Raw genomic sequence first — 6,282 nt, forward strand, 5'->3', positions numbered from 1 at the left:
TCCTTTTTAAAGCCAGTCGTCTACGTTCTCGACCTTCGGGATATGTGCCTTAGCCCGCCGGTTCCGCTCCTCGTTAACGGCCTTCTCCAGAACCCGCGGCAGTACGGCCGACTTCATGTACGTAAACATGAACCAAAAGGACAGGCCGGGGTACTTCGGTGTCGGAGTGTACGAGCGGAAACACTCGTCGATAAACGCCTTAGTCGTCCCCGGTCCGTAATTCTTAATCATATGGCTAATCTGTCCGAGCTCCACCTTAAAGTTTTTCGGAACGTACGGGATACTTAGTTCTTCCTCGTGTCTGGCCTTAAGATAGGCGCGTACGGTCGTCGTATTCCAGTCGGAAATATCCCGCGCCTTCCAGTCGTACGCCTTCGGTTTCGTTTCCCTAGTCATGAATACCACGCTCCATCAGGTATTCCGACAAGTCCGCCGCCAGAAAATCCCCGTTATCATAAACGAAGGACTTACCATCCGGGTAAACTAAGTTGAAAACCCCGTCGGTGTGGTCGTAATACAAACTGACTCCGGGCCAAAATACGATATAGTCCCCGTTTTTGGTCACCTCGACGGCTTCTTCCGCACGGTTATGCATATTGAGAATACCTCCTTTAAAGATTAAGAACCGCCTGTACCTGCTTGGGCCCTTGAGTATCGAGCGTCGTATCCTCGTAACACTTCTTCCGACAGCGTCCGCACTCCACGGAGATAGCCGGAATATGCAACGCAATAGCATTATCACAGGACGGACAACGATAAACAGTCGTAGGAGCGACCGTTTCCGTCTTGCGTGCAGATTCCCGGACGGTCTTCCGCTTGGTGATAGACTTGCGCGTCTCCGGGGCATTCTTCTCCTTCTTTTGCTCAAACAAATCGAGAGAACCTTGCATAGTTTTGTTCCTCCTAACTCCTTAAAGGGGAGTCGATTTCAATCCCCGACAGGTCCCCGTTTCGATTGGATAGGAGACAGAGAAAAGCGCCTCGCATATCCTTAAAGGGGGAACTGCGGATGATTCCGACATAACATCGGAAATTTATTCGGTTATTTTTTCGATATAAGATTTACAGGTACTCGAAGTAATCCACGTCTGGAGGGCCGTATACCCCTTCCTCGGCCTCCAGGTCGCTCTCCTCGATAACCGGGTAATGGTCCTCCATGGCGGAAGATAGCCAGGACGGCATATCTCCCATAGACTCGCGCCGGACCTCTACTACCTGCTCCTGTTCAGCCAGACGGTAGTAAGTACCGTAGAAGTATCCGAAGAAATCCCCGCGAACCCTTCCGGACTTGTAGGCAAACAGAGTCGACTTAAAGGCGTCCAGGGCCAGTTCATCACGGACGTGGATATCCCCGAGCTTACGGGTAGCTAGGATGGCGCGCTCGTACAGCTTGACAATATCCAGCGCATTCTTCAGATAGCGGCCCACAAAGTCGGAGAACTCACTTGGAACCATATGGGGGACGAGCTCCTTTCCCATATGGACATCCTCGCGAATCTCTACATCCTGATTAGCCCTATCTTTTTCAGCCCCGTACGCGTCCTTGTACGTATGTACGTAGTCTTTAGAACTCATATTCTCCTCATATTCCACATACTCTACATATTCCGCCCCGGAATTATCGGCCTCGGAGCCAGTATCCGCGGGGGTGGAAGCGTTCTCGGTCGCAGTGTTTTTCGAGGTGTAATCCGGAGTGTTGTTCGGGGTGAAAACTACGATACAAAAAATATTCGCCCCGTCCCCGCCTTGTAGTTCGCGTGTCTGAGCGTGCTTTTCGATAATTCCAAACTCGGTCAACTTCTTAACGGCTGTGATGACGGTACGACGGGTAACCCCGACGTATTCCGCGATAGTTTCGTACTTAAGGAGTGCGACGCCAGGAACGATTTTTCCGTGATGCTGGATAACGCGGAGAGCCCGGAGCTGAGTTTCCGTTACCAGGTTGTCGTCCAGGAACGACTTTACGGACCGGGAAACCTCCTCAAAGGACTTATGTTTCTGATATCCGCGTAGTTTCTCGATGACTTTCTTATGCAGCATATATCTAGTTCCTTTCGTTAAGTTTTTCGATAAGTACAGGAACAACTTTACCACAGATGTTTTACTTTTGTAAACCCCTTTTCTTAAAAGCGTACGTAAACCCTTAAAGGGGGAGAGTGAGTCGTTTTCGACACTTGCAACAAAAAAAAATAACCCCGCTCGATGCGGGGCATAACAGGAGCTTATTAAAACAGCTTCTCGATAGGGCTATGCTTTTTGTGCGACTTCGTTATCTCATCGGAAAATAACGCTACATACCTTTTCGTCATTTCGAGCGTAGTATGCCCGAGGATGCGCTGAAGAGTGAACGCGTCGCCGCCACTGGCTACGAACATTCGCGCGAAGGTATGGCGCGCAGTGTGCGGCGAGCATCTTACGTTAGTGATTCCCGCAATACGCCCGTAGATTCTAAAACGGTTCTGTACCTGGCGAATGGATATCGGCTCGTTATCAATATTCACGAACAGGAAGTCGTGCTCGAGCTTTCCGCGGAGGGAAAGGTATTTACGAAGCTGGCCCCTTACCGTCGTCTGGAACGGTACCAGCCGCTCGTTAATCCCCTTCGGGTCCTGGACGCGGAGCACCCCGTCCTCGAACCGTATGTCGTCGATACGTACGTTAACGAGCTCCTTTACGCGGAGTCCTGTTTCGAATAGGAGCAGGAGTAGAGTATAGTCGCGGACCCCGGTAAAGGTCATCTGGTCTGGCGCTCCAAGAATAGCGAGAACCTGCTGACGGGTAAACGTCTGAACGACCGACCTTTTTTGCCGGACCAATTGTACGGATGCCATGGGATTATCCATGATATACCGCTCGCGCTCCAGGAAATTAAAGAACGACCTGGCCGCCCTAAGCCGAGCGTTAATCGTCGTCTCTTTTTTACCCGCGTCCATCATCGGGAGTATTACCGCTTCCTTAATATGTTCTGCCATAATTTTCGTCGGGTCCGTCGGGGCCTTTCCGGCTACTAATGTTTTCCGGAGCGTCTCCAGTTCGTTACGGTAATACTTAACGGTGTGCTCCGACAGGTTCCGGACGCGGCAGTCCCGGAGGAACGAGTCGCGGGCAAGGTCCCAGTCGTCCAACAATTCCGCGTCTACCTGCTTCGGGTTTACGTCCATGGTTAAACGGTTGCGCCTTCGCGGCATTCTTCGTACGCCTCCTTTAATCGAATCGTACGAAGTTATGCCATTGGCCTCGTAATGACCTATGCGTACTATTAAAAACGGGCCCCCGCTCCCTCTCGGAAGCGAGAACCCGCATTAAATCCACGTTTTAGTCGTTACGGATTGACCCTGCTATTTTGAGTCGTGCGCGTCTGCCAATTCCGCCACTTCGGCCCGATGGGTCATTTTTTATTGCGGCGTTGCCGTCAACGATTTATATTATATGACGGGAGTCGGTTCTTTGTCAAGGGATTTACTTTTTTATTTTTGGAGTTTCGGTTTGTCCCCGAGAATACCTCCTTCCCTTCCGGTACATCCTATGGGCACATCCTTCCCTTGGAGGGCGGTTACCTTGGATAAAAGAAAGTATTATGTCGATCTCCATTCCGGTGAGACCATGGGGGAAATCCTGCAGGAAAAAGGAACCTCTCCTTACGGATTCCAAATTGAGGCGACGGATGAGGAGGTCAGGAAGCTAAACCGCCTTCTCGCCAATAATTCCACGGAAGACATGGAAACCTTTTGGGATGCCCACACCCCTTTCCTCCAATACAATCAGAACCGGGAAAACGACGGCTACGACCGAACCATGCAACAAATCTACCGTCAGATCTACCGGTTGGGCACACCGGAGACCCGACATCAGATGGAGGAATTGGGCCTGATAAACCCGTAAAGAAACCGAATTGAGTAAAAGAAGAGGGATCCTATGAAAAAGTGGCTCATTTTATTGCTTGCACTGCTTATTTATTTCATCGTATCCAGAAGCTCGATCTCCTTGACGTTCAGCTGGCCGGAGAAAAAGGGAGAATCCAAAGAGAAAAAGGAGGCGGGATCCACGGCCGGACCCGCCTTTGTCGCTAAAGCGGGTTGGCTTTAATCCGCAACCCCCTTTCCCAAACATAAAACCCGCCGGAAATCGCATGGAGTGACTTCCTGACGGGTTCGGTGGTCCTATCGCATCGCTTCAATTCGCCGGCGGATCTGGTCCCGGGGAAGAATGGCCTGGACAAATCTCCCTTCGCCGACCACCGATTTGTCATGAGCGGCCCGGACCCGGCAGACCACTTTGTCCAGTTTGACTTCCACCGCCTCCGCTGTAAAGATCACCGTTTTGCCGACCGGAGCCGGAGCACGGTGCTTTACGGAGATGGAACCGCCGACTCCTTCCTCCCCTTCCTCCAGAAAGGGCAGGATCACCCGGCGCCCCGCCCATTCCATGTAATAAACCATGGTGACAGTGGACAGGGTCGGATGAACTTCTTCCCCGCCGAAGGAAGCAGTCATCTCCCGGGTCACCGTCATTTCAATCGTCTCCCGGTGTCCCGGTTTCAATCCCTCCTTCATCGGCAACCTCTCCTAGACACCAAAGGGATTGATCGGTTTGGGACCGATATAGGCGTTGACGCTTTTGGTTTCCGTGTACAGATCCAGGGACTCGATCGCCAGCTCCCGGCCGAAACCGGACTGTTTATAACCCCCGAAGGGCAATCCCGGCATAGCGGAGAAGGGATTGTTCACCATCACCGTCCCCGCTTTCAGCTTTCCGGCAACCCGGTGAGCCCGGCCAAAGTCCTGGGTCCAGACAGCGGCGGCCAGGCCGTAGATGCTGTCGTTGGCTTGGCGGAGAACCTCTTTTTCGTCGCTGAATTTGATAATCACCACAACGGGGCCAAAAATTTCTTCCTGGGCGACACGCATATCGTTCGTGACATTGGTAATCACCGTCGGCAAATACCAGTGCCCTTTCTCGAAGGCGGCTCCCTCGGGGCGGCTACCGCCGTAGAGGACACGCCCCCCTTCCTCGGTGGCCAGCTTCACATAGGAATCGATCACCTTCCATTGATCGTCGGAGATCACCGCCCCGATATGGGTCTCCTTGTCCATCGTGTCTCCCAGCTTCAGTTTCTTTGTTTTTTCCACGAACCGATCGACAAAGGTATCATAAATCTTTTCATGGACAAACAGGCGGGAACGGGCTTCACAGGACATTCCGGTATTGAAGTAGATTCCGAAGAGGGAACCGTCCACCGCCGCTTCCAGATCAGCGTCATCAAAAACGATGGCGGGGGATTTACCGCCGAGCTCAAGCGTAATCCGCTTCAGCGTTTCCGAAGCGTTCTTCATGATGTCCTTCCCGGTTCCCGTTTCTCCGGTAAAGGCCACTTTATCCACACCCGGATGCTCCGTCAGGTAAGCGCCGATGGTGGAGCCGCTCCCGGTGATGACATTGATCACCCCGGCGGGGACGCCGGCCTCATGGCAAATCTCCGCGAGCACATGGGCGGTGACCGGAGTGAGGCTGGCCGGTTTCAGCACAATCGTACAACCCGCCGCCAAGGCGGGAGCGATCTTCCATGCCGCCATCATCATCGGATAATTCCAGGGAACGATCTGAGCGCAGACACCGACGGGCTCCTTGACGGTATAGTTGAGAAATCCATTGGGAACCGGCTTGGTATCCCCCGATAAGGTATGAACCGCTCCAGCGTACAACTCGAAATCCTCGATCGCCTGATGGACTTGTCCCTGGGCGGCGGACAAGGCTTTTCCGCTGTTCAGAACCTCCAGCTTCACCAGGTCTTTTATCCGTTCCCTCATGATGGCCGCTACGCGGTTCAGGATCTGCCCGCGGCGGGCGGCAGGCCATTTGGCCCATTTACTGTTTTCCAAGGCATCGCGAGCGGCCGCTACAGCCCGGTCCACATCATCCTCCGTCGCTGTCGCCACCTGTGCAATCCTTTCGCCGGTGGCCGGATTGTATGTATCAAACCAATCTCCACCGGAACCGTCAACATACTCTCCGCCGATGAGCAGCTGATATTTTTCTTTTAACAAGGTGTCCTTCACCTGATCTTGAAGCATGGACAAACCTCCTCATCATTCTAAAAAACGATTTCGACCTTTGAAAATCCGCTTCAGCAGTCGTGACACGGCTTGATTGGTGCTTTTTGAATACAGGGCATCGCTGAATGGCCAGACCCTTGAAGCGTTGTGATTTTAGCACATCCTTGGTGGGTGGGTCGGGGTGGGGTTCCACACTCCGTTTCGTTGTTCTGACGAGCCAAAGGTACTC

9 protein-coding genes are annotated in these 6,282 nt (G+C 52.7%); 2 read left to right on the forward strand and 7 right to left on the reverse strand.

What is annotated here, in order from left to right:
* Positions 1–6 precede the first annotated feature (6 nt).
* The 5 genes from CHM34_RS07115 to CHM34_RS07135 all read right to left on the reverse strand — a co-directional run bounded on the left by CHM34_RS07115 (position 7) and on the right by CHM34_RS07135 (position 3,188).
* Positions 7–396 carry a hypothetical protein gene (locus CHM34_RS07115; protein WP_094263889.1) on the reverse strand — a complete coding sequence of 130 codons (390 nt, stop codon included), beginning with the start codon at positions 394–396 and terminating at the stop codon, positions 7–9.
* Positions 389–595, reverse strand: coding sequence for a hypothetical protein (locus tag CHM34_RS07120; protein ID WP_094263890.1), 207 nt, complete (start codon positions 593–595; stop codon positions 389–391). Before CHM34_RS07120 ends, CHM34_RS07115 begins: the two co-directional genes overlap by 8 nt.
* A 16-nt stretch (positions 596–611) precedes the next feature.
* On the reverse strand, positions 612–890 hold the full coding sequence (locus tag CHM34_RS07125) for a hypothetical protein (RefSeq protein ID WP_094263891.1): 279 nt from the start codon (positions 888–890) through the stop codon (positions 612–614).
* Positions 891–1,062: 172 nt separating this feature from the next.
* Positions 1,063–2,040 (reverse strand): helix-turn-helix domain-containing protein, encoded by a 978-nt coding sequence (locus CHM34_RS07130; protein ID WP_094263892.1) that lies wholly within the window; start codon positions 2,038–2,040, stop codon positions 1,063–1,065.
* A gap of 185 nt (positions 2,041–2,225) precedes the next feature.
* Positions 2,226–3,188, reverse strand: a complete 963-nt coding sequence (locus CHM34_RS07135) for a tyrosine-type recombinase/integrase (protein ID WP_094263893.1) — start codon at positions 3,186–3,188, stop codon at positions 2,226–2,228.
* 370 nt (positions 3,189–3,558) lie between these two features.
* Here CHM34_RS07135 and CHM34_RS07140 point away from each other — a divergent pair, with 370 nt between their 5' ends.
* Entirely contained in the window at positions 3,559–3,882 is a 324-nt protein-coding gene (locus tag CHM34_RS07140) for a hydrolase (RefSeq protein WP_240511914.1), read from the forward strand.
* 33 nt (positions 3,883–3,915) lie between these two features.
* Complete coding sequence (locus CHM34_RS19270) at positions 3,916–4,086, forward strand: hypothetical protein (RefSeq protein WP_169713637.1); 171 nt, start codon at positions 3,916–3,918, stop codon at positions 4,084–4,086.
* A 74-nt stretch (positions 4,087–4,160) separates the two neighbouring features.
* On the opposite strand, the gene CHM34_RS07145 is transcribed toward CHM34_RS19270, so the two are convergent.
* Both CHM34_RS07145 and CHM34_RS07150 read right to left on the reverse strand, forming a co-directional pair.
* Entirely contained in the window at positions 4,161–4,553 is a 393-nt protein-coding gene (locus CHM34_RS07145; RefSeq protein WP_094263894.1) for a thioesterase family protein, read from the reverse strand.
* A 12-nt stretch (positions 4,554–4,565) separates the two neighbouring features.
* Positions 4,566–6,071 carry an aldehyde dehydrogenase family protein gene (locus CHM34_RS07150; protein WP_094263895.1) on the reverse strand — a complete coding sequence of 502 codons (1,506 nt, stop codon included), beginning with the start codon at positions 6,069–6,071 and terminating at the stop codon, positions 4,566–4,568.
* Between the last annotated feature and the right edge of the window lie 211 nt (positions 6,072–6,282).

Origin of the sequence: Paludifilum halophilum, from assembly GCF_002245355.1 — a bacterium.
Lineage (GTDB): Bacteria > Bacillota > Bacilli > Thermoactinomycetales > DSM-45169 > Paludifilum > Paludifilum halophilum.

Coding starts and splice junctions, on each gene's coding strand:
- CHM34_RS07145 (WP_094263894.1), bottom strand. CDS start 4,553: ATGAAGGAGGGATTGAAACCGGGACACCGGGAGACGATTGAAATGACG.
- CHM34_RS07125 (WP_094263891.1), bottom strand. CDS start 890: ATGCAAGGTTCTCTCGATTTGTTTGAGCAAAAGAAGGAGAAGAATGCC.
- CHM34_RS07115 (WP_094263889.1), bottom strand. CDS start 396: ATGACTAGGGAAACGAAACCGAAGGCGTACGACTGGAAGGCGCGGGAT.
- CHM34_RS07130 (WP_094263892.1), bottom strand. CDS start 2,040: ATGCTGCATAAGAAAGTCATCGAGAAACTACGCGGATATCAGAAACAT.
- CHM34_RS07150 (WP_094263895.1), bottom strand. CDS start 6,071: ATGCTTCAAGATCAGGTGAAGGACACCTTGTTAAAAGAAAAATATCAG.
- CHM34_RS07120 (WP_094263890.1), bottom strand. CDS start 595: ATGCATAACCGTGCGGAAGAAGCCGTCGAGGTGACCAAAAACGGGGAC.
- CHM34_RS07135 (WP_094263893.1), bottom strand. CDS start 3,188: ATGCCGCGAAGGCGCAACCGTTTAACCATGGACGTAAACCCGAAGCAG.
- CHM34_RS19270 (WP_169713637.1), top strand. CDS start 3,916: ATGAAAAAGTGGCTCATTTTATTGCTTGCACTGCTTATTTATTTCATC.